The sequence below is a fragment of the Halorussus amylolyticus genome (assembly GCF_004143485.2).
In the GTDB taxonomy this organism is placed as follows: domain Archaea; phylum Halobacteriota; class Halobacteria; order Halobacteriales; family Haladaptataceae; genus Halorussus; species Halorussus amylolyticus.
The window spans coordinates 32,404-56,493 of record NZ_RXOB02000032.1 but is presented as its reverse complement, the minus strand read 5'-3'; the positions used below and the strand labels follow the sequence as shown (position 1 = coordinate 56,493).

The following is a 24,090-nucleotide window of genomic DNA, read 5'->3' as shown; positions in this document are numbered from 1 at the left end:
TTTAGCTGTCTTGCAACGTTCGTCGGTCCTCAACGATGTACTCACCACAAGCGACCTGATCGACCGAATGAACGGTGCCACCGAGCTCCTCGACCGTCTCTTGGATTACCTCGAAATCCATGTCCTCGCCCTCGAATGTGATTTTGACGTTCTGAACTTCCTGATCAAGTTCGATGAGCGACGAGGAAACGCCGTTCACGCTGTCGGTTTCGGTTACACGCTCAGTGAACTCCAAGAGGGTTGGATCGTGCGGTTTCAATACGTCGATGACGAGACGGCGGACAGAAGCCATACTGTGACGGGCGGTACGGACATACTAAAAACATCCTCCGCTCGCTATCGGCGTTCGACGTTGCGTGGTGGGAGTCCAGAGAGGACCCTAGCCAGTGTACGTGTATTCTCCATCGACAATTATCGATTCGCCGTTAACGTACGAGGAGAGAGTACTCGACTAACAGCCATCCTACTACACCGTAGTCAGACGACTTGGATGGTAAGCGTGTACGGGAAGAGTTGGCTCCGCCAGTCGTACTCTTTTGCGCCCTCGTACGTCGGCCACTTCGCCCAAATCGTACCGAGTACCTCGTAGGTACCTGCTTGGAGGGAGTCGTCGGTACCGAGGTTGTCGTGTCCGAGGCGGTAGGTCGCAGACTGAGTCTGTCCCGGTTGGAGGTCCATCTCGGCACGCGATTCCGGAACGACGCTACCGTTCTCGATGACAGCGTTCTCGGTCCGCTCGTACGCGTCGTTCCAAAGGACGCGTTCGCCGCCAGGGCCGTACGCCCAGAGTACGCCAAATGGAGTACAGCCCTCCATCTGAAGTCGGAGGATGTCGTCGCCCGAATTCTGGACGGAGAGTTCTACGTCGATAGGGCCGGTCGTTCCATCATTTTCGCCAAGGACGGTCGCGTCGAACGTGACCGGAAGGTCGTCCCAGTGAACGTGGCGGGTGGCGAACCCGAAGACCTCGTCCCCGACGCGAACGTAGTTGCTCCCGTAGTCGATGTCTCTAGCGAACTGCCGGGGGACGTCGTCGGGATAGCGAACGCGGATACGGTCTCGGTAGTCGCCCGGCGTCTTCCGGTCGCTCGCGAGGAGGCGGTCGATGAACTCTCTCGTCGGCGGGCCGTAATCGGCGGTCTCTCGGATGCTGCGACCGTAGAGTTCCTCATCCGTGGCTTCCTGGGCACGGACGGTGTGCGGTGGGGAGCGGTTCGTCCGGGAGACGACAATCTCGCCAGGTCCGTTCGGCGTTTCGATATAATCGAATCGTTCGAGGAAGTCCTGGACTTCTGGGTCAAGGCGGGTGGTCTCGTAGGGACGTGGTGCGGTTTCGACACCAAGTGGTGCGATGGTTGACACCACGTCGCCGATAGCATCGTTCGACCGAACGACGTCTTCATCTCGCGTGACGGTGCGCTCTTCGATGGGTTCATCCTCGGAGATATCGGTGTCGAGACGGACGGTCACCGTCGGGAAGGTGTGTTCGACGTCCCAGACCGTGTCTCCGTACGTGACTAAGTCCACATCGTCGATACCGTCCAGGAGGCCCTGTGATGCGTCTTGGGTCGTGTAGGGCGGGGAGTCGATAGCCGTTCGAACGGCGTCACGAACTGACTCGTCGAGATTCGAGAGGGGAACGGAGTCGCCTTTCGGGAAGCGGAATCTGTCCTGTGAAAGCGTCCATGCTTTCGCCAGATACGATTCTCGGGTGAGGTCGACGAGTGCACGAGGCTCTGTCGTGGTTTTCGAGGTGGTGGTTTTGCTGGTCGTTGTATCGGACGTAGCGGGTTGGTTACAGCCAGTGATAGCAGTGCTGATGGCGAATCCCGTCGTCATTCGGAGCACCTGGCGCCGGGTGGAGGAGGGCGACATACGCTGCAAAGCAGATTGGGAGCAGAAATGTCTTGTGTTAATTCCGGACCAGACCACCTGAATCTCGTGTCGGTTACCTCGACCTCTGGGCCGTAACAACATACAGGTGAATAAATGATGGGCGAACACGACCACTCTTCAGACACACCCCCGACCAACGACCACGAGGACCGTCAATACGAGACTCAATCCCAAGTCGAGCAGTCGATACTCGAAGAGGAAGCCGCAGATGCAAATGAAGCCGAACAGGTGGGCCACGAGCAGATGTTCCGCCGCCGCTTTTTTGTCTCGACGCCAGTGCGATCATAAGTGGCCTGTTAGGGAGACCTACCGACGATGCCACACGCGAAACTCACAATCGACATACCGGACCTCACCTGGATGGGGGACATCTCGACCGGCCATTCGGGGTAGTGTTCCAGGTCGTCACGAGTATCCCCGGCGACGGAACTGGGACCGGACTCGTCCGACCCGTTACGACCGACCCACTGCCGCGCACCACGGGAATCGACGTTAGGTGATATGGCCGAGGCGCTGGACATCGCGAACGCGACGTGCTCCATCGGGCCGAGGGTCACATCACCCACTGGTTCGTTGAGGAACATCTGCAAGCGTAACACCCCCTACAGCTAAAGTCGTGAACGTTCGTCTCGCCCCACGGTAACGACATTGGAGTCGTTTCTAGATTGTTTTCACGGTGAACAGCGAGTCGTCGTCGAGGGCGACCTGAAGGCGGCGGTGCCAGGCGTCAGCAAGGGCCTCCCGGAACTCGGCGACGGGATATTCGTCCTCGATGCCCTCGTTTTTCTCCCGTTGGGTTGGACACGCCCCGAACGGATCTTGGGTGAAGAGGGTGAGTTCGGTCACGTACTATATTGTGATACTGGAATTTAGCCGGGTTACTATTCAGAATCGCAAGCTGAGAGAACTCCATCTCTTCGATTCGAAGGTGCGCTCACAGAGTGGTGACCGGAGTAGCATAACGAGCGAATTCGATCACACAGGCTTGGGGAACACGCACCTCGGTGTGGACTCGTTGGTTTACTCCGACCGTTCGAGTCTGTCGCGGCGGGCTTCGAACTCTTCGTCAGTGAGATCACCACGGGCGTACGCCATACGGAGTTCCTCCATCGCGGGATTTCGAGACGTCTGCGTTTCGCTCATGCGCCGGAAGACGAGGTAACCACCGCCGAGGACGATGAGGAGGAAGATGAGTGGGACGAGCATCCCGACGAACGGCCACCATCCACCAGTACCGCCATACTGACCCATCATCCCGCCGTACCCCATCATCCCGCCGAATCCCATTCCCATTGTGAGTAACGGGAGTAAGATGATCGCTCCGAGGATCAGAAGCAGTATCGTCGTAGCGTCTAGTTGATCCGATGAAGACATTGCAACTCAGGCCCCCGGTGCGGATTCGAATTCCGCTGTAACGGCTGCCAGTACACGATCGAATCGCTCGGTAACCTCGGTTGCGATGGAGTCAAGCGCGTCGTTGTCTGCGATCCCGACCAACTGTTCCGGGTCAACCGCACTCACCACGACGTCGCCATCATCGGTTTCGTAGACGATGACGTTACACGGGAGGAGTGCGCCGAGTTCGATTTCCTCAGTCAATCCTTCGTACGCCAGCGGGGGGTTACACGCGCCGAGGATCCGATACTGACGGAATTCTTCGCCGAGTTTCTCTTTGAGTGTCGCCTGGATGTCGATGTCACAGAGGACACCGAACCCCTCGTCCTTGAGTGCAGCGTTCGTTGCGTCGAGGACGTCATCGAATTCGCCGGTTACGGATGTCTGTATTGTATAGTCCATGAAATACATACCTCGTCCACGGGGTTAACGGTTGGGTGTCTCAACGGCGGGCGAGGGGATGTGACGTACCGGTTGGAACGGCAACTTTTCCGGTCATCCAGAACGTTCGAGCTGTTTTCGCCGTCGGTCGAATTCGTCGTCCGAGAGCTCACCGCGGGCGTAGCGCTCGCGGAGAACCGACAGCGACTGCGCATCGTTCCCGCCCGACCCTCGGTTGAGGAGCGCATAGACGAGGTAGAGCGGGACGGCGATGAGGACCCCCATCCAGAGGAGTCCCCAGAGACCCATCGCTCCGCCGAAGAGTCCCCAACCGTTCCCGCCCATCATACCGCTGCCGTAGCTCCCGCCACCGTGGGCAGCGGCCGTTCCAGTCGTCGCAACCAGCAGCGGGACCGCGAGTATCGCGAGTCGACGAGCAGTGCGTCCGATGTGAGTGGTGAGTTGCGTCATTATCTTGAGTTGGTGAATCGTGGTGTTCAGTTGGAGCGATCGAAACGGTCAGAGCCGTCAGCAGTGGCCCTGCCCGTTCATCCCACCGGGGTACTCGTCGTTAGCCCCGTCGTGGTATTCCTCGTCAGCCATGTCCTGGGCCATCTCGTCGACGGTCACACCCATGTGCGACTCCATCCACTCGACAGCACCCGGACCCATGTGTTCGGTCATCTGCGCTTCCATCCAAGTGGCCCATTCATCTGCGGTGGCATTGTCCGTGGGCGCGTCGTCTGCGGTCGTTTCGTTACCGTGTGCGCTGACCACGGGGGCGGCGAACGCGAGTCCGACGATCGCGAGCGCCACGAGCAGCCAGCGGCCGAGTGCGAAGTTGGTCATTGTCTTTCTCCTCGGTTACTCGTAGGACTGCTTGGGAGTTATCGACGTGGGTGTGAATTCGCACAGGAGAACGTTTAAGAACGTGTATAGGGCGCTCTAAACGTTTTTCAGGACTAGACTCGTTCATCCAGCTCGAATTCGCCGGGTTGGCACTCAACCCATCTCCCAGACAGGACCACGACCACACGAACGGTAGTGTGTACGAGCTGAAACCGGGTCTTCAACCGGGTCACTCGACGTATCTCACGACACGCGCCATCCCCGCATCGAGATGATAGAGGTTGTGACAGTGGAACAACCACTGGCCGGGGTTGTCGGCGTGGAAGTCGATCGTCACCTGCCCTCGATGTCCGGGGACGATGACTGTGTTATTGATTGCGTCGCCGACTTGGAAGAAGTGGCCATGAAGGTGCATCGGGTGAACGACCGGGCTCTGATTGGTCATCCGTATGCGGACGTGTTCATCGGGCCGGCGGTAGCTGACCGGCACAGCCCGCGAGCGCGCCGAGAGTGGACGCTCCCGTCAGATGGAGGAGCCTGCGGCGGGAGAGCGAGTGCTGTTCACGCGGCACAGTTGTTCGGCCCCAGTTCGAGTTCGGTCGCCTCGTTCTCGTCGCCGACGGTCTCTTTGCCGGTGTTGATGGCGATGACTGCCTCGTAGTTCGGGGGTTTCTCCGGGGCGTCCTCGGTCAGGCGAGCGACGAACGCGTCGCGGTCCAGCCCGAGGAAGTCGAGTTCGTCGCGGAGGTCCCCGAGCCGGACCTCGAGGGGTTCGCCCGGAGGGCCGTTCTCATAGCGGCCGTCGCTCGTAACGGTGAGATGACCCGGCAGGATCGTTGTGTCACCTGGGAGCTCGAGGATCGTCTCGTGGAGCGAGTCGTACAGTAGTTCTGCTCCACGGGAGGCGTCGTCCTCGCCGAACTGGAGTTCCGTCCGTCCGACGGAGTCGACGAACAGCGTATCGCCCGTCAACAGGAGTTCGCCGTCGACGAGGTAGTTCATCATCTCCGAGGTGTGCCCGGGCGTGTGGAACGCCTCGACCTCGATGTTGCCGACTTCGATGACGTCTCCATCTGCTAGCGGTTCGTATTCGTACTCGACACCGCGCTCGCTGGCTCCATCGCCGAGGTGGTAGGGCACGCCGACCTCGTCGGCGAGTGCCGGACTGCCTGAGATGTGGTCGGCATGGACGTGCGTATCGAGCACACGCGAAATGGAGAGCCCGGCGTCCTGGGCGGCGACTTTGAACTGATTGGTCTGTCTGGTCGCATCGACCACGACGGCCTCCTCTGCCTCTTTCGAGCCGACGACGTAGCCGAGACAGCCCTTCGCTCGGCGCTGAACCTGCCGAACGACGAGGTCGTCGCTGGACGTCTCGATGGGGACGACCTCGTAGAGTTTGCTCCACTCCTCCATCCCACCGGTGACGACCGAGACGTCGTCGTAGCCGTGCTCCTCGAGGTCGAACGCGAACGGCGTCGACGTTAGGCCTTTGCCACAGATAGCGACGACCGGCTGGCCGTCGACCAGCGCGTTCACCCCGTTCAGTTGATCCTCGTTCAAGCCCTCGTCAGGGTCATACGGAACGTTCCCTGCGTCGCGCACGTGCCAGGCCTCGTAACTGTCTTCGGGGCGCACGTCGACGAGCGTGAACTGTTCGTCCGAGTCGATCTTGTTCGCGAGTTGTTCCGCAGTGATGTTCTTGACCATCGTGTCTCACCTGTGTCGTGTCGTGTGGTGTCCTTCGAGATCGTCGCTCTACGCAGCTGTTCGCGTGCGTCGCCGTCTAGCGCGTTCGATTACGCCCCTCTTCGGGGAAAACGTTCTCGCGCGGAACCATGGCTGTCTCACAGTACGCCTCGCCGTCAGCGTAGTCGACGCCGGGCTGGACGAACGGGTACGTCCCGTCTGCGGGCGTGTTCTGGGCTCGACCGCCGTCGTCTGCGGTCTCGACCAGCCCCATCACCTCGTAGTCGACGGGCGAGTGGTCCGAGAGGTACTCGACGATGACGTCGACCGGTATCGTCCCGTCGTCGACCTCGACGTCCTGGAACGGGAACCCGCAGTTGCCGAGGTCGCGCTCGGGGTCGCCGGGCCGGCGGAACGTCGCCACCGAGTACGTGTCTTCCGGGTCGACCGGCTCGCCGTCGACCTGCATCTCGACGAGGCGGCGGCCGCGCTGGGCCGTCGGGTCGAGGGTCACCTCGACGTTCGAGGAGAAGTTCCGGACGCGACCGTCCTCCTGGTCGTAGGGGTACGGCGAGAAGTTGTCCTGAAGGAACGCCTCCATGTGGTTCGTAAGTTGCTGGCCGAAGGCGACACCGCGAGCGACGGGCGTCGTCATCGGGAAGAACGTGTACAGCTCGCCGAGCGTGATGTCACCCGGCGGGATGGCAGTCCCGTACCGGAACCCGTGCGAGACGGCGAGGTCGGTGTCGAAGTGAGCGCGGAGCGCGTCGTTGAACAGCGTATTCCACGCGCTCTCGAGGAAGGACTGCCGGTAGAGCGGGTGCTCCGTCTGGCCGACGACCGTATCCAGCGGACGGTTGAGCGTGCCCGCCCCTCGCTCGAACCCCGGGTCGTCCTCGAAAAAGGGCGCACGCACCGATTCGACTGTCTCCGCCGCGTCGGCGTCCGGCTCGGGCGTGTGTTCGCCGTCCTCGGTCAGACAGTAGAGGTGGTGTCGGAACTGCAGCTCGTCGTCCCGAACGCGCAGGTCCACGCGGCCGAGCGCCTCGCCCATGCCGGATTCGACGACGACCGTCTCGGTCTCCTCGACGACGATCGGGTCGTAGGTGTACTCGTGGGTGTGCGCGCTGAACACCACGTCCACGCTCGCAGAGTCCTTGGCCGCCTGGACCATCCACGGGAGGCCGATCTCGGTGACCGCGACCACGACGTCCACGCCGTCCTCGCGAGCGGCGCGTGCGGACTCCTCGAGGAGTGCGGGGTGCTTGCCGAAGCGGTACTTTCCTTCGGAGAACGCGGGCGCCATCCGGTCGACGTAGACGTTCGTCATGCCGACGACGCCCACGGAGAGGCCACCGACCTTGAGGACCCGGTAGGCGTCGTACAACCGCTCGTCGGTCTCCCAGTCATAGAGGTTGTTCGCGAGGACGGGCGCGTCGAGCGCGTCCATTAGTTCCACGAAGTTGCCGTCCTCGGCGGCTTCGTTCGAGTAGTCCCAGTTACCGGGGACGTAGACATCGGGCGCGAGGTATTCGTTGATGGGGTCGAGCATCGCTCGCCCGTCGGTGTAGGTGGTCACGGCGGAGCCGTGGAACGTGTCGCCGCTCATGAGCGTACAGACGTCGTGGTCCTCACGGAGTTCGTCGAGTTTGGCCGCGAGCAGGGGTATCCCGCCGCCGCACTCGACGACGCGGTCGTCGTCTTCGAAGTCGAAGTCCGGCTTCGACGTCGGATTGTCGTAGTAGACCTGGGAGCGCGGCGTCAGCTGTCCGTGGAGGTCACTGACGTGGGCGAAGACCGCGTCGGGGGGACCCGTACCGTCACTGACAGGGTCGCCACCGAGGGACGTCCACTCGCCGAGTGCCTTGGTATCGTTCATCGTGGCGGGAGTGTAGATACGCGCTCCTCCTGTTCATGGATTGTGGCTAGTGTCGGAAATACCGCAAAAGACCGTTTACGTGCCCCGTCTCGAAGAAAACCGGGCGCCACGGCCGAGACACACGCTCTCAGTGGCACACAGACACGCGCTTAGCCCGAGCGAGACCGTGGTATCTGGCCGAGGACGCTCTCTGTCGGCTCTCGGCTGCAAGTACGCTTAGGTGGGAAGACATGGTAGTCGCTATCGAGATGCGCCCACTGACCCGCTCGTGGAGGCGGTATCGATGACGAGCGACTGGGTGACGACAGGGTTGTCTGCGGTCGTCATCCTCGTCGCAGCCGCTGTTCACGGTATTGCTGGGTTCGGCTTCGCGCAGGTGTCGATGGGCATAATGCCGCTGTTTCGGTCGCCCTCGAGCGCGTCGATCATCTTCACGGCGACGGCGGTGGTGGCCAACGCCCGCGTCTGGTGGAGCGTCCGGGACGCGTTCGACTGGGAGAAGTGGATCGTTCCTGTTGGCGGGCTCGTCGTCGGGATGCCGCTCGGCATCGTCGTGTTCAGTGGGTTCGACGCGGCACAGATGCGCGTCGCCATCGGGGCGGTTCTCGTGTTAGCGGTCATCGTCGTCGGCGCGACCCAGCAACTCGATGTCGTCACGGACTGGATCGAGGAGAAGGACTACCGACCGGGGAAGATAATTGGCGCGACGGCCGGGCTGCTTGCGGGGATTCTCGGCGGCGCCGTCGCCGTCCCCGGCCCGCCGATGATCGTCTACGGGGCCTTCATGTCGGCAAGTGGGTTCTGGACCGACGAGGAGATGAAGGCCACGTTCACCGCCTTCTTCGGGACGCTCATGCTGTACCGCCTCGGGAGTCTCACCTACACGGGGGACGTGACGACGCCGCTGATGATCGAGGCTGCCGTCGCTATTCCGATGGTGTTCGTCGGTGCCTGGGTCGGCGTGTACATCTTCGACCACATCCCCGAGCGCATCTTCCAGTGGGTCGTGCTCGCGCTACTGACCGTGAACGCGTTCGTCCTGCTGTTCACGTCGGTTCCGGAACTCTAACCGCGTTCGGCTGTCCTCTGTGCGAGGATTCCGGGTCCCCTCGATACAGCGGTTGTAGCCAAAAAACAGCGTCGCAACGGTGCTAATTCGTGCGCTATTCGGGCGTCGGTCAGGCACTCATCATGTTCCGACAGCTCTCGGTGCATTCCGTGAGGACCTCGGCATAGACCTGGCAGTGCTGGGCATCGTGACGCTCACATTCTTCGGCACACTCCTCACAGACCTCAGTGGCTTCATTGCAAATCTCGATGCACTCGCGCTCTTCCTCGCTCAGATGGTCGATCTTGGACACTGTTTCTGCAAGTGACATTGGACGTCACCGTACGAGGCCCTTCTAGTTCATCGGCCTGCTTGCCCTTGCGGGGTCATCCCATGTCTGGCCGCCAGAAGGCGTCGAGGAGTGCGGGCACACCGCGCGGGAACGCGGGGTTCTGATGGCCTGAGCTCGGACAGCCTGAGAGGCCAACGGGCGCGATAGAACTCGGTCCAATTATACGGCGACGGGAGAGCGTTGTGGGAGTCATAGCCCTACTTTTCTGGGAGTCGAGGATTGGCCTCCTGGTGAGGATGGTGATACACGAATGTCGCTCGTCTCCAGTGCAAGCACCCACGACCACGGTTCCGAACAGTTCTGGATCTGCAGTAGCGATTGCTAGTTCGCCTGTTTCTGTTGTAAGTCGTCGCTCGGATAGATGCGATACGTCCGCCCTTGGCGCTCGCGGTACAGTAGGCCGCGCTTCTCGAGGGCGCTGACCGTCTGGCTTACTTTGCTCTTCGAGAAGTCCGAGCGATCTCGTAATTCGATCTGTGTAATGCCGGGCGAGGAGATGACTGGTTCGAGGATACGGCGTTCATCATCTGGCAGGAGGTCTAACACGCGAGCCTGTGGCTGAGACTCGGGATTGATGGCTCCGTTCGATTGGATAGCTCCCTCTGGTGATTCGACGCTCTCACGGTCGGTCGAATCCGCCGTCTCATTCTGTGAGCGGTCGTTTATGCCTGTGCTGGTGACCTCATCCCGAACCACGAGATACCCCCCACCGATGACAGCCGAGACGAGGAGAGTTCCGAGGACGTACCAGAGTGGATTCGTTCCGTGGACTGCTCCCATGGACGTGCCCATCATCGATTCCATCTCCTCGAAGGCTTGCTGTTGCTGGTACGCTTGCCAGCTGAGCACACCGCCGACGATGAGGACGGCAGCGACCAAGCCGCCGACTACCGTATCGGCTCGCCGTCGATTCATCTCCCCCACCTCGATCCGCTGGTGTACTTGCTCATGCGTGAGAGTTTGCGAGACATCGCTGTACCCGTTTTGATTTTCCGAAGCAATACTTGTGGCTGCCCGGCCGTGATACTTGATATCCACGATTGATGCGAGGGGACGAAGCACAGGCGACCGTCCCTGGTTCTTGCCGTTCATCTTCAGAGACACTGGTACAGCCAGTAAATGAGGGAACAGAAACTACCCCCACCCGTCGGAGATACTGGCGTCGGTTCATCGGTCGGACACCGAGCTACAGACACTTGATACTGTTCCCCGGCTTACAACGAATCAGTAGCGAAACTCCTCCCAAGACCAGTTAAGAAACAGTAAGGTACGAAGCCTTTGACTTCCCAGTAATCGACTACGAAGTCTGCATTCGCGATGGGAGTTAGGCCGACCCCGAGAATCAGGAATACACGGACAGAGTCGAACACGGAATTCCGACGTATCCCATCGGGCCACCGAATCCCTCCCAGCGTGAGCAACGGGAGCAAGAGTAGCGTTCCGAGGATGAGGAGCACGGTGGTCGTGGTATGGAGCTGGTTCGGTGACGACGTCGAGAGTTAGGCCTCCGAGACGGGCCCGAGTCCGCTCTCTTCGGTCAGTCACACCCAAGAGCGCATCTTCCACCGGGTCGTTCTCGCATTGCTTTCCGAGGGCGGCATCGTTTTTTCGTTCACAGCGACCCCGGAACGCTGAGGGAGTCGGCGGACGATATCAATTACCGGACACGTACCAAACCAAAACACCGCCGCCGAACAGGAGTGTCGAGTACGTGATTGGCATGTAGAATCCGCCGTGGTGTGACGCGAAGAGGTGAAAGACTCCGATGCCGAGCGGGACGCCCCCAGTGAGAAGCACGCGAGCGCGGGGGCGGTCCGAGAAGAAGGGAATGGCGACAGCGTAGAGGAAAAAGCCTCCGGCGAACAACCAGACGGGGATTCCAAGCTCCGCTGGCTCACCACGCATCAGGTCCTGACCGCCGTGAAGGAACGCCGCGGCGACAGCGAGGGCTTCCAGATAGCGAACGCTCCCCGGTTCCGTGTTTGACGTGAGTGTCGTGTCGGCCATCTCTGATACCTTGCTGTACGTACCGGGTCGTGTTAAGTTTGGCATGAATTGTGCCAGACGGCGCAGGCTTGGAGCCACGATTCAGCGGTTTCTAGCTCGACGTTGCGGAACGCATTCGAAAACGAGGAGGTTCGCCGTTTTACCTCGCGGAAAACACGTTCGACGCTATTCCGATTTCCATGGCGAATATACTGAAATCGGAGTCCGAGCCGGGTCAGCGCGGTCTGGAGGTGATGGGCTTCATCAACCAGAAACGTGGCTTGCTCGACCTGCTGTTTCTCGCGGAGGTCTCTGAAGAACAGCAGAGTGAGCTGAGTCGTGAGCGCCTGAAACAGCTGAGAATGAAGGAATTCGTTCGTCGCCGGGTTGACCGCGGCGTACAGCCAGCACCGCTCACCAGTGACCCGAATCACCGTCTCGTCAACCGCGATCTGATTCGGAATCGTATCGCTGGTCGGCTGTAAATCGGTCTTCTGCACCCAATTATGAATCGCAGTGCGACTCCGTTCGACACCCAACTTCTCAATTTCTCGTTTGGTATTCGAAAGTGAAAGTCCCGCCAAGTGGAGGCGAATACCCACCTCAATTGCAGGCCGGGGTGTCCGCTCTCGCTCCACAAACTCCAGGTCAATCTACGGACTAGGACATCTGAGGCGGCCGTTTTGGGTCATAGAACAACCGAAGCACGACCGCCTCACTCTTAGTTGAACACGGCCTGTGAATCAGTACCATTTTTCAAGTACCCCCACGACGATACCTGGGCATGCATCTCGGAATCATCCTCGAGACGAACGACCCCGAGCGCGTCTGGAACGGATTTCGACTGGCGAACACTGCGCTGGACGCGGAACACGCCGTCGAAGTTTTCCTCCTCGGTGACGGTGTCGAAGCGCCCGACCTCAAGCACGAAAAGTTCAACCCTCATGGAGTAATGCGCAAGTACACGCAAAACGGCGGCGACCTCTTCGCCTGCGGAACCTGTCTCGACTCTCGTGATATCGAACCCGACGACCTCAGGCCCCACTCGACGATGAGTGACTGCCTTCGCATCGTCGAAGAAGCTGACGAAGTACTAACCATCGGCTGACCCTTCGACGGATTCCGACGGAGCGCGTTCAGTCAGCGCTCTGTTCGGACAGCTCTGGCTGATCGACGTGCAGTGGGTCTCCCGAGGAAGTTGCCGTCACCAACCGTAAGAACTCGCCCGCGTTCGTGAGGAGTTTGTTCTCCGCTTTCCGAAGGTGTTCCTCGTACGTCGACCGAGCTATGGACGTTCGCTCGGCCAACTCGCGTAGCGACGTCTTTCGGGGCTGTTCGTAGTAGCCGCTTTCGAGAGCCAACCGAAGTGCCGCCAGTTGTCGGTCGGTAAGGTCTTCGAAGAGTCGATCAACGGGAGCTAACATACTGTGCGGAATCTGTTGTTCCGCGATAGCGGTCTTCGAAAGTACGTCGATATCCCGTTCGGATTCCAGGTCCCGGATAAGCGCTCGAACGTCAGACTCGTCGAACGCGATTACCGTGTAGTGCTCCCAGCCCTGTCGGTGAATCGTCGGCGGTTGGTAGAGACAGTTGTACTCTTCGAACCGGTCGATTATCGACCCTTCGAGCGAGCAGAGACAGGACTGCGTAACGACGTGTAACCCGGAATCGTCAACCGACCGGTGAAGAATCGTTCCCAGACTATCGATCTCGTCGAGCAAGTCGTCCGTCGGGGTTCCCGTGGAAGTGATTTCGAGCACCTGACAGTCGCTCAAGTACCACTCGCGTATCGTGAGGTCCGGATACCGTTCGGATACTTCCCGATAGGGACACTCGTGTTTCACCCGGAACGAGGCTTCGTACAGGCTCATACACTACGATTCGGCATCGAGCTGAATAGTAGTACCGGTCATGACCGGCACCACATATATTCAGAAACACCCCCTACAACTGAACACCGATGACAGAAGTGAACCCAGACGAACTCAGTGCACGATTGCACGCAGACGGGAACGACGTTCTCGTCCTCGACATTCGGCATCAAGAGGACTACGACGACTGGCATATCCCGGACAGCGTCAACGTCGACGTCTACGACGAACTGCAGGACGATCCGGAGACGGCAAAGGATGCCCTCGAAGACCTGCCGACCGAGAACGAAATCGTCACCGTCTGCGCCGCGGGAGTCGTCTCGCAGACGGCGACGGACGTCCTTGGAGAGTTGGGCTACGACGCCACGACACTCACCGACGGAATGAACGGATGGAGTCGCGTCCACCGAAGCGCGCCCGTCCGGACCGACCTCGACGGTACGCTCGTTCAGGTCGCCCGTCCGGGGAAGGGCTGTCTCTCGCACGTCCTGATTTCGGACGGTGAAGCCGCCGTATTCGACCCCTCTCACTACCTCGGTGAGTACGAGGAAATTCTCGACGAGTACGACGCCGACCTCGTCGCCGTCTTCGACACGCACGCGCACGCCGACCACGTCTCCGGTGGTGCAGACCTCGCCGAGAGGCATAACGTTCCGTACTACCTTCACCCGAAGGACGCGCTCGCCATCGATGCGACTCCGATCAATGACGGAGAGACTATCGAAATTGGGACCGTCGATGTCGAAGTGATTCACACGCCGGGACACAGCGAGGGCAGCGTCTCGTTCGATGTCGGCGGCGAGGCGCTCGTCACAGGAGACACGCTCTTTCACGAGAGCGTCGGCCGCGTCGAACTCGGCGTCGAAGCCGGTATCGAAGATTCCGACGTTGAGGCTAACGCCGCGGAACTCTACGAGAGCCTCCAGCGCTTGCGAGAACGGGCAGACGGCGCCGTCGTCCTCCCAGCACACGACCCAGGATCACCCGAGCCACCGGTGACCGCGGCACTCGGTGAAATCAAAGAGCAAAACGAAGACCTCAGCCGTGACCGCGAGGAGTTCATCGAGACGCTCGCCTCGGACGTCCCGGACCATCCGCCGAACTTCGAGCGCGTCAAGCGAACGAACGTCGGGCAGGAAGACGTCCCCGACGAAGAACTGTCCGAGGTCGAGCTCGGCCCCAACCGCTGTGCGGCCGAGTAATCAATGACTGGGAAAACTGACCTGAAACAGGGAATCCGTGAACACCTTGGGCAGTTCTCGCTGCACGTCCTGCTCGTGTTCGCGACGGGGTTGACGATCGGCTCGGAGCGGACCGTCGTTCCCGTTCTCGGCGAGGAGGTACTCGGCGTCGAGTCGTTCTTCGTCATCGGCTCGTTCGTCGTCTCCTTCGGCTTCGTCAAGGCGCTGCTCAACCTCTACGCCGGCAAATGGGGCGAGGAGTACGGACGCAAGCCGGTGCTCGTTCTCGGCTGGATCACCGCGCTGCCGATCCCGGTGATTCTCATCTTCGCGCCGAGTTGGGCGTGGATCACCGTCGGGAACGTCCTGCTAGGTGTCAATCAGGCGCTGACTTGGAGCATGGCGATCAACGCTAAGATTGATCTCGCGAGCCCAGACCAACGCGGGCTCGCTGTTGGCATCGACGAGGCGTTCGGGTACACCGGCGTCGCCGCGGGAGCGTGGATCACGGGCGTCATCGCCGGCCAGACGAATCTCCGGCCGGAGCCGTTCTACTTCCTCGCGGCTGTGGTAGTGCTGGCGTTCCTCATCTCGGTCTTTCTCATCAAAGAGACGGTCCAACTCGCACGACTGGAGGGCGATGACGACCACCACGACGCGAACCTCCCGTTCAACGAAGTCCTGAAGCGAGCGACCTACGGCGACAAGACGTTGTTCGCGGCGGCGCAAGCTGGCCACATCGAGAACTTCGTGGATACGTTGTTCTGGATCGCCGTCCCGCTCTATCTCACGAGTCAGGGACTCGCTATCGAAGCCGTGGGCCTCGTCGTCGGCGTCCACAGCGCGATGTACTTCCTCCAGATCGGGACCGGCGGCCTCGCCGACCGCATCGGACGACGTCCGCCGGTCGTCGCGGGGATGTTCCTCGCGGGGGCTGGCGTCCTCGGGATGGTGTTCGTCAACAGCTACCTTCAGTGGGTAACCCTGGCCGGAGTTTCAGGACTCGGGATGGCACTGCTCTACCCGAACCTGATGACCGTCCCCAGTGACGCGGCCCACCCGACGTGGCGGTCGGCAGGAATGGGCGTCTACCGGATGTGGCGCGACGCTGGCTACGGCGTCGGCGCAATCGTGATTGGCCTCTCGATGGAGTTCGTGAACGCCGAGGCCGCCTTCTACGTGACTGCGATTCTGATGTTCCTCTCCGGGGCTGTCGTGTACGTCTGGATGGAAGAGACCCATCCAGACTTCGGGACTCACGAACCACCGGCACCTGCCACAGAAACACCGAAGCAAGTCGCGCCGGATGATTAAGCGCCAGTCCGCTCGTTTTTCGGAGTCGTGGTATCGGGATACCAGTACAGGGGATGCGTGCTCGTACCCGTCGTGCCCTTCCTCCGGTTCGGCGAGTTCGACGCTCTCGGTGCATTCCTGCCGAGTAGCGTCGACGTCTGCGTCACGGACGATGTCGCCGTGAGTGCTGTCGACTCGACACGTTGGTCGAACCAAAGGAGTACCGAATCGAGTGACGTCGTGACCCCTCTCGACTGCTTCAGCCTTCGAAAAACGACCGAACCTCCTCGAGTGACTTCGTGTTGAGAACGTCGTCGCCGGTACACCACCCGCGTCGATGCCTCGCTCGGTGGCGTACGCCAGCATCGCTTCCGAGGGGTCGACGCCGACCTCGACACCCAGCGGCGCGGCGAACCGGCCGCTCCCGACACCGATTTCGACCCCGTACCCCGACGATGGGAGGAGACGGCGGAGCGCCGCCAGCTCCGACTCGTCGGCCTACTCGTTCTGTTCGAACCACTCCTCGTATCGGTCGGTGTGCTCCTCGAACGGTTCGACTTTCGACACGATTCAGCGTTCGCTCGCTTCGGTCTTCGCCTTGTCGGCGGTCACGAAGAGCGCAACAGGTTCGGCACGATGCCTTATATTAAAGCTCGGCGTAGCGCCTGCATCCCAGTCGAACGCGGAGGCCTCGCCGTCATGGGACGCACGGTCGGGCCGGTTTCGACTGGTATCTCCTCGGAAGCGTTACCGAGCGCGTCGTCCGACTGGCTGACGTTCCAGTCCTCACGGCGTCGATGGCGCGCGACGACGCCGCGGACGGTGAGTGACCGACCGGGTCACAGCCCCCACGGGTAGAGTTCGGGGACGGCTTGGCGGTCCACGTGGACGTCGAGGGGATGCAGAGCCTGCGTTTCGTCGATGTGGAGAAACGCGTCGTATCGCTGGGGAAGCACCGTCGGCACGTAGTTTCCGGACTCACGCTGCGGATGGTAGACCACGCCGATAGCGCGGTGCCCTCGCGGTTCGGCGAGTGCCGTTTCAGCGTCGAGGTCGTCCATCTGGAGGAGCCAGTCTCGGTCGCCCGCGCGGTGGAACGCGTGTTCGTAGCTTCCCGCCTGGGCCGGCGGGACGGGGAGTTCCGCCATCGGGGCGTTCCACGAATCGGCCGCAATGACGCTTCCCCGATGGGACCCGAACCCGACCAACGACACGTCTCCGGAGTGGTGCTCGCGGACGAGTTGGCCGACGTTGAGTCGGCCGCGTTCTTCCATGTCCGTCGCTCGCGCGTCCCCGACGTGGGTGTTGTGCGCCCAGACGATACCCTTGGCGTTCGGCCCGTGATGGTCAGTGAGACGCTCTAATGTCTCGAACATGTGCCTGTCTCGGACGTTCCACGAGTCGGTGTCGCCACTGACCATCTCCCGATAGTAGCGCTCGGCGTTTCTGGCGACCAGCGCGTTCTGCTCGGCGTTGAAGTAGTCTTCTTCGTCGTCGGTGTCGTACTTCGGCGTGCTCGCTCGCAGTCGAGACAGGATGTCCACGACTTCGTCCTCACACGTCTCGGGTACCATCCGAAGCGCTCGCGCGTACTCTTGGGCGTCCTCACCGTACGGTTCGAAACAGCGATAGGCGTTCTCGGCTTCCTCGGCGGCTTCGAAGTCTACGTCTTCGAGATAATCGACGACAGCGTCCATCGACTCGAACAGGCTGTACACGTCCATGCCGTAGAAACCGACGCGTTCGTCTCGGGGTCGCTGTTCGTTGTGAAGGTCGAGCCATTCGAGAAACTCCACCATCTCCCAGTTAGCCCACATCCACGCCGGCCAGCGGTCGAACGCCTCCAGCACCCCGCGGATGGTCTCGCCCGAGTCTGGAAGCCCCCGTACGTAGCGATTGACTGCGTAGCAGTCGGTCCAGTCGCCCTCGACGGCGACGAAATCGAACCCCCGTTCCTCGACGAGTCGAGCGGTCAGTCGGGCACGCCACCGATAGAACTCGGAGGTCCCGTGAGACGCTTCCCCCAGAAGGACGTACCGGTCGTCGCCGAGGTCGGCAACGAGGTCGTCTAAGTCCGCCGGACTCGTCAGTTCGGTCGCGGTCGACCGGATTCCGGCGGCGGCCACCTCGACGTCGTTCGGTTCTTCCCACGACGTTCGGTCTCGAAGTTCGCTCATCGGACGTCTCTGCGTTCGTGGCTCTCTGGCTATTCGGAGTATCCTTCGGTGAGGAACTCGCCTTCGGTCTCGTACACCGATACCAGTTCCGCGATGAATTCCTCGTACGATTCGTCCTCCTCCAGATGCTGTTCGATTCGCTCTGTGAGTTCGTCGTCGAGTTCTACTGTGGTGGTCATAGGTGGGACGAGTTCGGTCTCAGTACGGCGGTGATTCGGCCTCGACGACCCCCGTGAGGTGCTCCATCTCGGTCGAGAGCAAGACGAGCAGGTCGTCCATCGTCACGATGCCCGCGAGGCTCCCGTCCTCGTCCACGACCGGGAGTCGTCGCACGTTGTTCTCGAACATCGTCGCGGTCGCTTCGAAGACGCCGTCGTCGCCCTGGACCGTGACCAACGTCTCGGTCATGACGTCCTCGGCGGTCACTCCAGTCGGGTCCTCGCGCGGTTCGAGCACTTGCAATACGAGGTCGCGGTCGGTGACGATACCCACGGGTTCGTCGTCGGCTTCGATTATCACGCTTCCCACGCCCTCTTCTCTCATCACGGTCGCCAGATTCCCGGCGGTCTGGTCGCTCGGAGCGGTCATTACCCCAGTTCGAGCTACGTCTAGTACTGTCACTGTTTCCCCCCGATTCTGGTACCACAAAGAAGCCCATAAGTGTACGCCTACGACAGATGGTCGGCGAACCAGTCGGCGGCGAGGTCGGCCACCTTTTCGAGTTCGCCCGGCCCTTCGAACAAGTGGCCTGCGCCTTCCACCACCGACAACTCCTTCTCACAGTCGAGTGTCTCGAATGCCTCACGATTGAGTTCGAGGACGTCGGTGTCCTCACCACCGACGATGAATACCGTTGGGGCCCGAACGTTTCCGAGGAGTTCAGATGCCATGTCGACTCGGCCGCCACGAGAGACGATGGCTCCGACGTCTGAACCGCGTTTCCCAGCGGCCCGGAGCGCGGCGGCCGCCCCTGTACTGGACCCGAAGTAGCCGAGTGTGAGGTCGCTCGTCGAGTCCTGTTCGTGGAGCCAGTTCGTGACCGCTAGCAATCGCTCGGTCAGGAGAGGGATATCGAATCGGTTCTCGCGGAACTGGTCCTCCTCTTCGGTGAGCAGGTCGAAGAGGAAGGTTCCGAGACCGCGTGACCGGAGTACTTCCGCGACGTAGTTGTTTCGCGTGCTGTGCCGACTGCTCCCACTGCCGTGTGCGAACACTACCAACCCAGACGCGTCCGCCGGGACGCGAAGGTCGCCCTCCAGTTCCACCCCGTCGACCGGAACGTAGACGATGTTCACCTCCTGTGACGACATCGCCCGAGATGCGATATGTGTTAGCATAATACCACCGGCACTTCTCGGAATGCCAAGAGGAGGCGGTGTTATTTTCTACCGAACGGTCGTAGCGGAGCGTATGTCCGGGGGAGAAAGGGGGGCCGACCGATTCCGCGACCGCACCGACGCCGGCAGACGTTTGGCGGGGGCGGTCGACGAACGCGACGTGAACGCCGACATCGTGCTCGCAATACCGCGGGGTGGGCTCCCCTTAGGTCGGGAAGTCGCGGACGCCTTGAGCCTACCGCTCGACATCATCGTCGCGTCGAAGATCGGCGCGCCGGGCAATCCGGAGTACGCAATCGGCGCAGTGGCCAGCGACGGGAGTGCGTGGCTCGACGACGGGGCCATCGAACAGGTCGGCGCGTCCGACGACTATCTCGAACGAGAGCGCGAACGAGAGGCGGAAAACGCACGCGAGAAAGCCGAGACGTACCGAGGCGACCGAGACGAACCGGACCTCGCGGGAAAGACGGTTCTGGTCGTCGACGACGGAGTGGCGACCGGTTCGACCGCAATCGCCGCGGTCCGGTTGGCTCGCGAGAAGGGGGCCGAGCACGTCGTCGTCGCCGTTCCCGTCGGACCACCGAGTACGGTGACCGACCTCGAAGCGGAGGCCGACGAGGTGATCTGTCCAAAGGTCACGTCAGCGTTCCGTGGGGTGGGACAGTTCTACGAGAACTTCGAGCAGGTGACCGACGAGGAAGCGATGGCGTATCTCCGCGACGACGGGTCGTCGTAGTGCAATTCGGAGGCGTCGTCACGCGTATTTCGGAAACGTCAGCACGTGCGAGAGCGGGGCGTACGAGGAGAAGTGCTCCATCCCGAGTTCCCCCGCAGACGGCCGCCGGCTTTGATTCGGGGCCTGCTCCCGGAGCGTCTTCGCCACGGCGTAACAGAAGGCGTAGTTGAGTGCGAAGTAGTCCTGCACCAGCGCCGCACCGAGTTCTTCACGAAGTACTTCGTACACGCGCTTGCCTGCGGCGCGTGCGGTCGCGCAGTCCGGTTCCGGGAAGAACTCGCGGGCGAAAAACGAGTAGGCGTCTTCCGATTCGAAGAACTCCGGAAGCACGTCGTCTATCGAGGGATTCTGCTCCTGCCGGAACACGTCTCCGCGAAACCGTGCGGCCAGCGGTTCGACCGAGCGCCACTCCGGTCCCGGTCGGTCCTGCGTGCGGTCGTGAAACGCCTCGATACAGCACTGGGGGTACCCGTGAAGTTCTCCCTGATACCGCTCGAACTCGGGCCTGGTTCCGTTCACGACGGCGTCGATGTTCTTTTCGAGGATTTCGTCGGACGTCGGCGCATCGCCCTCGCTGAAGAAGTAGGCGCGCACTCCCCAGTCGGCCACACGTCCCGTCCGTAGCCACTCGGGGACGACGACGCACTCACCGGGGTACTCCGAGCGAAGGAACTCGACCTCCGGCAGTCGCTCGGCAGTCTCGTACAGGTGGTCCGAAGCCGTTCGAAGTTCGTCGCGTTCGAACGAGTCGAGTTGGACCGAGGCAGTACTCAGCAGCAGTCGAGACTGCTGGACCTGACTAGTGCGCGATTCCGGGTCGATACCGCACTCTTCGTCCGACAGCGCCTGGACCGCGCGCGAAATTCCGCCGAAGTACGTTCCGTCGAGCGGGACGCTCGCTCCCCTCCGCTCGCCTTGCAGAACGGAGAGAACTTCGAGCGCGACGAACGTCGGGAGTCGTTCGACCGCTGTTTGCGACACCATACCGCAAGTCTCGCTCGCGTCCCCGATAATCTCTCCGCCGATTCAGCTATTGGACTTCCGAACGGACGACGACGGCGCGTATCCCGGTTTAACGGCCGTGGTAGTACACCCCTCAATATAATTAGTTCCGCGTGTTCGCTATCGCCTGCCGTCCGCGTGCGATTTCCAAGCCCAACGACCCGAGTCGGGCGGCGATACTCTCTGGTGCTGAGCATTCACCCCTCGTTTTTTGGTACAGGCGTGGTAACACACCTGATGAACAGCAACGACAGGAACGTATCACGACGGAGTGTATTGCGCGTCGGAGGCGCGGCACTGGTGGGAATCGCAGGAAGTAGGGGAGTGCGTGCGGGTAACCCGGGGTCCGTCGCCGAGTCACGAAAGGACGGACAGGACATGACGCTGGTGGCCAAAGAAGGACAGGCCGAGGTAGCACCGGGCGAGGCCGGCAGCACGTGGCTGTACGACGACCGGTATCCCGGACCGGAACTCCGCGTGAGCGAGGGTGACACGCTTCGGGTCACCGTCGAGAATCGGTTGCCGGAGGAAACGACCGTTCACTGGCACGGCGTTCCCGTCCCGAATCCGATGGACGGCGTTCCGAACGTCACGCAGGACCCGGTCCCGCCCGGCGAGACGTTCACGTACGAGTACGAAGCGTCGCCAGCGGGCACGTACGTCTATCACAGCCACGTCGGACTCCAACTCGACAGAGCACTCAATGGGCCACTGATCGTCGAGGAGGAGTCGCCCCACGTCGAATACGACCGGGAGTACACGTTAGTCGTCGACGACTACCTCGCTGGCGACCCGGTACTCGACTCTATCGAAGCGCCACCCGGGAGAGGTGGTGGTGGCGATGGTGGCGGACCCGGTCCCGGCGGGGGAGGCCGGGACGGTGGTGGCGATGGTGGCGGACCCGGCCCCGGCGGGGGAGGCCGGAACGGCGGAATGGGAGGTGGCGGTCCGATGCAGGGCCGCCGTCCCCCGTACGAAGGGATGGTCGTCAACGGGCGCCTCCCCTCGAACCCGCCCGTGTTCGAAGTCGAAGAAGGCGAGCGCGTCCGACTGCGGTTTATCAATCCGAGCGGCGCCACGACGTACCGCGTCGGCGTCGGCGGGCACTCCATGACGGTTACGCACGCCGACGGGCGGCCGGTCGAACCGGTAGAGGTCGACTCCTTCCACATCAGCATGGGCGAACGCTACGACGCGATCGTCGAAGCCGACTCCCCCGGGGACTGGACCATCGTTGCGGTGCCGGTCGTCGGAAACGAGCGGCCTGCGGAAACGATACTGCGGTACGATGACGCAGGCGGGACCGGTTCTGCCGGACGACCGCAGTTCGACGGTCGAACGCTCCAGTACGGCGACCTCAGGGCGCTCGAACCGCTCGACGTTGACGGCACACCCGACCGGACGTTCGACCTCACCCTCTCGGGAGGGATGATGCGGGAACCCGGCGCGTGGACCATCGACGGCCAAGTGTACCCGAACGCCGACCCTCTAGAGATCAGCGAGGGCGAGCATATCCGGGTTCGGATGGTGAACCTTAGTCCGGCGATCCACCCGATGCACCTTCACGGCCACTTCTTCCAGGTCGGCGACGCGGTCAAGGACACCGTCCTCGTCCCGCCCCACCGAGGTCGGGTTTCGTTCGACTTCATAGCGGACAACCCCGGCGACTGGCTCTTCCACTGTCACAACAACTATCACTTGGAACGAGGGATGGCTCGCGTCTTCGAGTACGTCTAAGGAGCGCTCCGGGTTCGCAGACGTACTCAGTAGAGCCAGTGGCATGGAGCGGTCTCACCGGATGTCAACCGAGCATCGGACGACGGTTATCGATACCCCGTCCCCAAGATACTGGAGTAATCGACGCCAGGACATCAATCGTCGGGGACGAACCCGGCGAGCAACAGGAAGATACTCGGGTCGGTGAAACCGGCGACGGCCTTCCCGGCGGCGGTTACGGCGCGACGGTCGGCCATCTACGCGAGTCCGCCGAGGGCGTTCCCCGTGGCGAACGCAACTCCCGCGGCGAGCATGCCGACCGCCAGCATCTCGCCGCCCGCGGCGTACCATCGCCGGTTCGTTACGAGGGTCCGGCCGGCACCGACGACGAAGAACGCGACGCCCGTCACTACGACGGAGAGCCGGAACGTCGAAGCGAGTCCGAGCGCGTACGGGAACAGTGGTGCCCAGCCCGCGACGACGAACGCGAGAAACGTCACTGCCGCCGTGTATCTCGGCGGTTTCCCTCGCTCGGTAGCGTTGCCCTGGGCTACCTGGTAATCCCGTTCGGACCGCTGGCTGAGGTAGTTGCTCATGCCCATCGAGAACCCGTCCGCGAGCAGGTTCGCCACGCCGAGGATGAGCACGATTGCCGGGTCGAGTGCGGCACCCGCGACGCCAGCGACGACCGCGAACGTCGTGACGATGCCGTCGTTCGCCCCGTAGATGACCTCCGCGATATACCCGCCAGGCTCGTTCAGTTCGTCACCGAACAAGAGTTCGATCATCGTACGCGAAGTCGGCCGCTACGTCCATAATGGTACGGTACAGTACTCGGCTAGAATGTTCCCGGACCCCAACCACGATATCGATCCGGCCGTGATGTCGCAGTCATCGGACGGAGACTCCGTGCGAGACGTGGCTCGCGTCCGGTCCCGAAACGCGACCGGTCCGAGGAGAACTGAGACGGCGCGCCGTTTCGCGGACACCCCCTACAAATTTCCGAACTTCTCACATAGAGGGCGTATGGCCACCGCCACTAGACTTCTCGTGGGACTCTTCTTCGTTCTCCACGGGTTCGTCCACCTGTGGTACGTCGTGCTGAGTCAGGGCTGGGTCGAAGTCGAAGAGCAGATGGGCTGGACCGGCCACTCGTGGCTCCTCTCGTCGGCTCTCCCCAGAGAGACCGTCCTGCTGCTGTCCAGTGCGTCGTACGTGGTGGTCACGCTAGGGTTCGTCGCTGGCGGCCTCGGGTACGTTTTACGTCAGGATTGGTGGCCGACGGTGCTGGTCGGTGCGGCC

The 24,090-nt window shown here is 61.7% G+C and carries 27 protein-coding genes and 2 pseudogenes; 8 read left to right on the top strand and 21 right to left on the bottom strand.

Going from position 1 to position 24,090, the window contains the following annotated elements; translation table 11 throughout:
• Nucleotide 1: 1 nt before the first annotated feature.
• Entirely contained in the window at nucleotides 2-292 is a 291-nt protein-coding gene (locus EKH81_RS17810) for a DUF211 domain-containing protein (protein ID WP_132061203.1), read from the bottom strand.
• A 185-nt stretch (nucleotides 293-477) separates the two neighbouring features.
• A complete protein-coding gene (locus EKH81_RS17805) occupies nucleotides 478-1,875 on the bottom strand; it encodes a DUF8130 domain-containing protein (RefSeq protein ID WP_132061206.1) in 1,398 nt (465 codons plus the stop codon).
• Nucleotides 1,876-1,992: 117 nt separating this feature from the next.
• Between EKH81_RS17805 and EKH81_RS19465 the strand changes: the two genes are divergently transcribed.
• Complete coding sequence (locus tag EKH81_RS19465) at nucleotides 1,993-2,184, top strand: hypothetical protein (RefSeq protein WP_132061209.1); 192 nt, start codon at nucleotides 1,993-1,995, stop codon at nucleotides 2,182-2,184.
• A 372-nt stretch (nucleotides 2,185-2,556) separates the two neighbouring features.
• On the opposite strand, the gene EKH81_RS19645 is transcribed toward EKH81_RS19465, so the two are convergent.
• From EKH81_RS19645 to EKH81_RS17765, 8 genes and pseudogenes are all read right to left on the bottom strand, one after another.
• Nucleotides 2,557-2,742 carry a hypothetical protein gene (locus tag EKH81_RS19645; RefSeq protein ID WP_238392244.1) on the bottom strand — a complete coding sequence of 62 codons (186 nt, stop codon included), beginning with the start codon at nucleotides 2,740-2,742 and terminating at the stop codon, nucleotides 2,557-2,559.
• Nucleotides 2,743-2,916: 174 nt separating this feature from the next.
• On the bottom strand, nucleotides 2,917-3,270 hold the full coding sequence (locus tag EKH81_RS17795) for an SHOCT domain-containing protein (protein ID WP_132061212.1): 354 nt from the start codon (nucleotides 3,268-3,270) through the stop codon (nucleotides 2,917-2,919).
• 6 nt (nucleotides 3,271-3,276) lie between these two features.
• A complete protein-coding gene (locus tag EKH81_RS17790) occupies nucleotides 3,277-3,693 on the bottom strand; it encodes a DUF302 domain-containing protein (protein WP_132061215.1) in 417 nt (138 codons plus the stop codon).
• 93 nt (nucleotides 3,694-3,786) lie between these two features.
• Nucleotides 3,787-4,143: an SHOCT domain-containing protein gene (locus EKH81_RS17785; RefSeq protein WP_132061218.1), complete on the bottom strand. Its 357-nt coding sequence runs from the start codon at nucleotides 4,141-4,143 to the stop codon at nucleotides 3,787-3,789.
• Nucleotides 4,144-4,200: 57 nt separating this feature from the next.
• Nucleotides 4,201-4,521, bottom strand: coding sequence for a hypothetical protein (locus EKH81_RS17780; protein WP_132061221.1), 321 nt, complete (start codon nucleotides 4,519-4,521; stop codon nucleotides 4,201-4,203).
• Between the two features lie 229 nt (nucleotides 4,522-4,750).
• A pseudogene (locus tag EKH81_RS17775) lies at nucleotides 4,751-4,993 on the bottom strand (multicopper oxidase domain-containing protein); the annotation flags it as partial.
• Between the two features lie 89 nt (nucleotides 4,994-5,082).
• The gene (locus EKH81_RS17770; RefSeq protein ID WP_132061223.1) at nucleotides 5,083-6,231 is read right to left on the bottom strand and encodes an MBL fold metallo-hydrolase; all 1,149 of its coding nucleotides are present in this window, start codon (nucleotides 6,229-6,231) and stop codon (nucleotides 5,083-5,085) included.
• Nucleotides 6,232-6,307: 76 nt separating this feature from the next.
• Nucleotides 6,308-8,089: a 5'-nucleotidase C-terminal domain-containing protein gene (locus EKH81_RS17765; RefSeq protein ID WP_132061225.1), complete on the bottom strand. Its 1,782-nt coding sequence runs from the start codon at nucleotides 8,087-8,089 to the stop codon at nucleotides 6,308-6,310.
• A 283-nt stretch (nucleotides 8,090-8,372) separates the two neighbouring features.
• On the opposite strand from EKH81_RS17765, the gene EKH81_RS17760 reads away from it, so the two are divergent.
• Nucleotides 8,373-9,158 (top strand): sulfite exporter TauE/SafE family protein, encoded by a 786-nt coding sequence (locus EKH81_RS17760; protein ID WP_132061227.1) that lies wholly within the window; start codon nucleotides 8,373-8,375, stop codon nucleotides 9,156-9,158.
• Nucleotides 9,159-9,267: 109 nt separating this feature from the next.
• Here the strand turns inward: EKH81_RS17760 and EKH81_RS17755 are convergent, their stop codons facing one another.
• The 4 genes from EKH81_RS17755 to EKH81_RS17740 form a co-directional block, all read right to left on the bottom strand.
• Nucleotides 9,268-9,468 carry a four-helix bundle copper-binding protein gene (locus tag EKH81_RS17755; RefSeq protein ID WP_132061229.1) on the bottom strand — a complete coding sequence of 67 codons (201 nt, stop codon included), beginning with the start codon at nucleotides 9,466-9,468 and terminating at the stop codon, nucleotides 9,268-9,270.
• A gap of 342 nt (nucleotides 9,469-9,810) precedes the next feature.
• Entirely contained in the window at nucleotides 9,811-10,404 is a 594-nt protein-coding gene (locus EKH81_RS17750) for a helix-turn-helix transcriptional regulator (protein WP_132061303.1), read from the bottom strand.
• 738 nt (nucleotides 10,405-11,142) lie between these two features.
• Nucleotides 11,143-11,496, bottom strand: coding sequence for a hypothetical protein (locus EKH81_RS17745; RefSeq protein WP_132061231.1), 354 nt, complete (start codon nucleotides 11,494-11,496; stop codon nucleotides 11,143-11,145).
• Between the two features lie 32 nt (nucleotides 11,497-11,528).
• Nucleotides 11,529-12,128, bottom strand: coding sequence for an IS6 family transposase (locus EKH81_RS17740; RefSeq protein ID WP_132061233.1), 600 nt, complete (start codon nucleotides 12,126-12,128; stop codon nucleotides 11,529-11,531).
• 131 nt (nucleotides 12,129-12,259) lie between these two features.
• Here EKH81_RS17740 and EKH81_RS17735 point away from each other — a divergent pair, with 131 nt between their 5' ends.
• The gene (locus EKH81_RS17735) at nucleotides 12,260-12,583 is read left to right on the top strand and encodes a DsrE family protein (RefSeq protein WP_132061235.1); all 324 of its coding nucleotides are present in this window, start codon (nucleotides 12,260-12,262) and stop codon (nucleotides 12,581-12,583) included.
• A gap of 28 nt (nucleotides 12,584-12,611) precedes the next feature.
• Here EKH81_RS17735 and EKH81_RS17730 read toward each other — a convergent pair whose 3' ends face one another.
• Entirely contained in the window at nucleotides 12,612-13,346 is a 735-nt protein-coding gene (locus EKH81_RS17730) for a helix-turn-helix domain-containing protein (protein ID WP_132061239.1), read from the bottom strand.
• 89 nt (nucleotides 13,347-13,435) lie between these two features.
• On the opposite strand from EKH81_RS17730, the gene EKH81_RS17725 reads away from it, so the two are divergent.
• From EKH81_RS17725 to EKH81_RS17715, 3 genes and pseudogenes are all read left to right on the top strand, one after another.
• The gene (locus EKH81_RS17725; RefSeq protein ID WP_132061242.1) at nucleotides 13,436-14,548 is read left to right on the top strand and encodes an MBL fold metallo-hydrolase; all 1,113 of its coding nucleotides are present in this window, start codon (nucleotides 13,436-13,438) and stop codon (nucleotides 14,546-14,548) included.
• 3 nt (nucleotides 14,549-14,551) lie between these two features.
• Nucleotides 14,552-15,841 carry an MFS transporter gene (locus tag EKH81_RS17720; RefSeq protein WP_132061245.1) on the top strand — a complete coding sequence of 430 codons (1,290 nt, stop codon included), beginning with the start codon at nucleotides 14,552-14,554 and terminating at the stop codon, nucleotides 15,839-15,841.
• A 680-nt stretch (nucleotides 15,842-16,521) separates the two neighbouring features.
• Nucleotides 16,522-16,650: pseudogene (locus EKH81_RS17715) on the top strand (universal stress protein); the annotation flags it as partial.
• Nucleotides 16,651-16,659: 9 nt separating this feature from the next.
• On the opposite strand, the gene EKH81_RS17710 reads toward EKH81_RS17715, so the two are convergent.
• From EKH81_RS17710 to EKH81_RS17700, 4 genes are read right to left on the bottom strand one after another with little or no spacing between them, the layout of a single operon-like run.
• A complete protein-coding gene (locus EKH81_RS17710; RefSeq protein ID WP_132061248.1) occupies nucleotides 16,660-17,997 on the bottom strand; it encodes an erythromycin esterase family protein in 1,338 nt (445 codons plus the stop codon).
• 29 nt (nucleotides 17,998-18,026) lie between these two features.
• On the bottom strand, nucleotides 18,027-18,176 hold the full coding sequence (locus EKH81_RS19455; RefSeq protein WP_202935197.1) for a DUF7557 family protein: 150 nt from the start codon (nucleotides 18,174-18,176) through the stop codon (nucleotides 18,027-18,029).
• Between the two features lie 19 nt (nucleotides 18,177-18,195).
• Nucleotides 18,196-18,618: a CBS domain-containing protein gene (locus EKH81_RS17705; RefSeq protein ID WP_132061251.1), complete on the bottom strand. Its 423-nt coding sequence runs from the start codon at nucleotides 18,616-18,618 to the stop codon at nucleotides 18,196-18,198.
• Between the two features lie 47 nt (nucleotides 18,619-18,665).
• Nucleotides 18,666-19,307, bottom strand: a complete 642-nt coding sequence (locus tag EKH81_RS17700) for a dienelactone hydrolase family protein (protein WP_132061254.1) — start codon at nucleotides 19,305-19,307, stop codon at nucleotides 18,666-18,668.
• A 100-nt stretch (nucleotides 19,308-19,407) separates the two neighbouring features.
• Between EKH81_RS17700 and EKH81_RS17695 the strand changes: the two genes are divergently transcribed.
• On the top strand, nucleotides 19,408-20,070 hold the full coding sequence (locus EKH81_RS17695) for a phosphoribosyltransferase (protein WP_132061306.1): 663 nt from the start codon (nucleotides 19,408-19,410) through the stop codon (nucleotides 20,068-20,070).
• Between the two features lie 18 nt (nucleotides 20,071-20,088).
• On the opposite strand, the gene EKH81_RS17690 is transcribed toward EKH81_RS17695, so the two are convergent.
• Nucleotides 20,089-21,054: a hypothetical protein gene (locus EKH81_RS17690; RefSeq protein WP_132061257.1), complete on the bottom strand. Its 966-nt coding sequence runs from the start codon at nucleotides 21,052-21,054 to the stop codon at nucleotides 20,089-20,091.
• Between the two features lie 255 nt (nucleotides 21,055-21,309).
• On the opposite strand from EKH81_RS17690, the gene EKH81_RS17685 reads away from it, so the two are divergent.
• Nucleotides 21,310-22,809: a multicopper oxidase family protein gene (locus EKH81_RS17685; RefSeq protein ID WP_162224671.1), complete on the top strand. Its 1,500-nt coding sequence runs from the start codon at nucleotides 21,310-21,312 to the stop codon at nucleotides 22,807-22,809.
• 236 nt (nucleotides 22,810-23,045) lie between these two features.
• On the opposite strand, the gene EKH81_RS17680 is transcribed toward EKH81_RS17685, so the two are convergent.
• Nucleotides 23,046-23,576 carry a VIT1/CCC1 transporter family protein gene (locus tag EKH81_RS17680; protein ID WP_132060839.1) on the bottom strand — a complete coding sequence of 177 codons (531 nt, stop codon included), beginning with the start codon at nucleotides 23,574-23,576 and terminating at the stop codon, nucleotides 23,046-23,048.
• Nucleotides 23,577-24,090: the final 514 nt, after the last annotated feature.

Excerpts from the sequence above, each read along its gene's own strand:
- EKH81_RS17810 (WP_132061203.1), bottom strand. The coding sequence starts at position 292 with ATGGCTTCTGTCCGCCGTCTCGTCATCGACGTATTGAAACCGCACGAT.
- EKH81_RS17805 (WP_132061206.1), bottom strand. The coding sequence starts at position 1,875 with ATGTCGCCCTCCTCCACCCGGCGCCAGGTGCTCCGAATGACGACGGGA.
- EKH81_RS19465 (WP_132061209.1), top strand. The coding sequence starts at position 1,993 with ATGGGCGAACACGACCACTCTTCAGACACACCCCCGACCAACGACCAC.
- EKH81_RS17795 (WP_132061212.1), bottom strand. The coding sequence starts at position 3,270 with ATGTCTTCATCGGATCAACTAGACGCTACGACGATACTGCTTCTGATC.
- EKH81_RS17790 (WP_132061215.1), bottom strand. The coding sequence starts at position 3,693 with ATGGACTATACAATACAGACATCCGTAACCGGCGAATTCGATGACGTC.
- EKH81_RS17785 (WP_132061218.1), bottom strand. The coding sequence starts at position 4,143 with ATGACGCAACTCACCACTCACATCGGACGCACTGCTCGTCGACTCGCG.
- EKH81_RS17780 (WP_132061221.1), bottom strand. The coding sequence starts at position 4,521 with ATGACCAACTTCGCACTCGGCCGCTGGCTGCTCGTGGCGCTCGCGATC.
- EKH81_RS17770 (WP_132061223.1), bottom strand. The coding sequence starts at position 6,231 with ATGGTCAAGAACATCACTGCGGAACAACTCGCGAACAAGATCGACTCG.
- EKH81_RS17765 (WP_132061225.1), bottom strand. The coding sequence starts at position 8,089 with ATGAACGATACCAAGGCACTCGGCGAGTGGACGTCCCTCGGTGGCGAC.
- EKH81_RS17760 (WP_132061227.1), top strand. The coding sequence starts at position 8,373 with ATGACGAGCGACTGGGTGACGACAGGGTTGTCTGCGGTCGTCATCCTC.
- EKH81_RS17755 (WP_132061229.1), bottom strand. The coding sequence starts at position 9,468 with ATGTCACTTGCAGAAACAGTGTCCAAGATCGACCATCTGAGCGAGGAA.
- EKH81_RS17750 (WP_132061303.1), bottom strand. The coding sequence starts at position 10,404 with ATGAATCGACGGCGAGCCGATACGGTAGTCGGCGGCTTGGTCGCTGCC.
- EKH81_RS17745 (WP_132061231.1), bottom strand. The coding sequence starts at position 11,496 with ATGGCCGACACGACACTCACGTCAAACACGGAACCGGGGAGCGTTCGC.
- EKH81_RS17735 (WP_132061235.1), top strand. The coding sequence starts at position 12,260 with ATGCATCTCGGAATCATCCTCGAGACGAACGACCCCGAGCGCGTCTGG.
- EKH81_RS17730 (WP_132061239.1), bottom strand. The coding sequence starts at position 13,346 with ATGAGCCTGTACGAAGCCTCGTTCCGGGTGAAACACGAGTGTCCCTAT.
- EKH81_RS17725 (WP_132061242.1), top strand. The coding sequence starts at position 13,436 with ATGACAGAAGTGAACCCAGACGAACTCAGTGCACGATTGCACGCAGAC.
- EKH81_RS17720 (WP_132061245.1), top strand. The coding sequence starts at position 14,552 with ATGACTGGGAAAACTGACCTGAAACAGGGAATCCGTGAACACCTTGGG.
- EKH81_RS17710 (WP_132061248.1), bottom strand. The coding sequence starts at position 17,997 with ATGAGCGAACTTCGAGACCGAACGTCGTGGGAAGAACCGAACGACGTC.
- EKH81_RS19455 (WP_202935197.1), bottom strand. The coding sequence starts at position 18,176 with ATGACCACCACAGTAGAACTCGACGACGAACTCACAGAGCGAATCGAA.
- EKH81_RS17700 (WP_132061254.1), bottom strand. The coding sequence starts at position 19,307 with ATGTCGTCACAGGAGGTGAACATCGTCTACGTTCCGGTCGACGGGGTG.
- EKH81_RS17695 (WP_132061306.1), top strand. The coding sequence starts at position 19,408 with ATGTCCGGGGGAGAAAGGGGGGCCGACCGATTCCGCGACCGCACCGAC.
- EKH81_RS17690 (WP_132061257.1), bottom strand. The coding sequence starts at position 21,054 with ATGGTGTCGCAAACAGCGGTCGAACGACTCCCGACGTTCGTCGCGCTC.
- EKH81_RS17685 (WP_162224671.1), top strand. The coding sequence starts at position 21,310 with ATGAACAGCAACGACAGGAACGTATCACGACGGAGTGTATTGCGCGTC.
- EKH81_RS17680 (WP_132060839.1), bottom strand. The coding sequence starts at position 23,576 with ATGATCGAACTCTTGTTCGGTGACGAACTGAACGAGCCTGGCGGGTAT.